The organism is Luteolibacter pohnpeiensis (genome assembly GCF_016595435.1).
Lineage (GTDB): Bacteria > Verrucomicrobiota > Verrucomicrobiia > Verrucomicrobiales > Akkermansiaceae > Luteolibacter > Luteolibacter pohnpeiensis.
The window spans coordinates 1-1,381 of sequence record NZ_JAENIJ010000118.1; the positions used below are offsets into that span (position 1 = coordinate 1).

General features: G+C 57.3%; 2 protein-coding genes. Both read right to left on the reverse strand.

The window, feature by feature from the left end:
* Window positions 1–587: hypothetical protein (locus JIN85_RS20445; RefSeq protein ID WP_200274339.1), on the reverse strand; the 587-nt coding region annotated here is incomplete at its 3' end.
* The coding region (locus JIN85_RS20450; RefSeq protein WP_484510790.1) for a recombinase family protein at window positions 584–1,381 on the reverse strand (798 nt) is incomplete at its 5' end. The genes JIN85_RS20450 and JIN85_RS20445, both read right to left, overlap by 4 nt.

The following is a 1,381-nucleotide window of genomic DNA, read 5'->3' on the forward strand; positions in this document are numbered from 1 at the left end:
GTCGAAGACTTGACCTCTAACAAATCACGATCCGCGATGAGGTGCGCTCCATGTTCCTCGGCAAATTGGTCGAGAATTTCACGGTTTGCGGCAAAGCGGGCATTGAGCACCATCAACTCGTCGCTCACCGCCGACCGCATCTTATCGAGCTTTTTCCTGCCCTTGATCGCCGCTTCCAGATCGGCACGGAAGTTTCGACTCTGTGATCGTGGGCACTCTAACAACTCAAAGGCTTCATCGACGATCGATTCGCGGATCCGGTCCTTCGCTGCGTTGACTTGCTTCTCCAGATCGCGGGCAAGTTTCGTTACTTCCCCCTCCCCTTCCCTGAGCTTGGCGATCAACTGATTGATGTCGGTCGCCTTCTCCATAATTTCGGCATAGCCCTTTTTGATCAGATCACGCGTTTCCTTGAGCTTTTTCACGTCGATCTCTGCCTGGCCGAAATCCTCGTCGGTTTTCGGATCGGAATTGATCGTGGCTACCCAGGTCCGGAGCGCTTCAAGGAACTGATCGACGTTCGACTCGGTGACTCGCGAAACGGCTTCGACTTTGAGCGGGACGATTTCAAAAGTGGCGGTGCTCACAGCAGGCCTCCTTCCTCTTGCTCTACGTTCGGCGCGATCGTCTTCAGCTCGTAGCCTTTCGGCGTTTGCTCAAGCGTGACCAGGGACGATTGCTCGATCAGATCGCGGGCTTCATCGGCCAGTGACTTGGAAAACGTGTTCGCGGTGATCGTTCCAACGTCTTCCAGTTCCATGGAAATGATGTAGAGCGTCCAGGCCTTGCCGGTCTTCGTAACTCCCGACTTGGTTTCCACCGAAAGAAGATAGGCGCGGCGTGGTGACGCGAGATCGAGCACGGGCTTTGCTTCTGGCTCCGGTTCAGGCTGTTTCGGGGGCGGCTCCGGTGCGGGAGCATCCTCTTTCGCAGACTGCCTCGGTTGAGTCGATGCCTTCAGAGCGTCCACTCCGCTGAGGGTTTCCGCTGGTGGCGTCACGTTACGCATTTCCAGATTTTCGTCATCGGTAACAACGCCGAGCATCACGCCCGGAGCATGTCGCCGTGCCCATTCACGCGATCCGCGGTAAGCAAGCTGCCGGTCCCAATCGGCCGGATTTCGCCAGGGAGATCCATTGCCTGTGGTTTCCCACTGCTGCACCGTTCCTTCGACGGTTCGTGGATTGCGTTCACCGGTTAGAGTCCCGGAAACGATCACCTTGCGAGCCTTGCCCGTGCCCGAATAGGCGTAATCCAGCCGGACGCCGAGCTTTGCTTCGATCACTGCCGCGACCAGTTTGCCTTCCCAGCAAAGCCGCCCGTGAACTACCGATGCATGCCCGGCAACTGCAAACGGTGAAAAGCCCCAGCGTTGGGATTG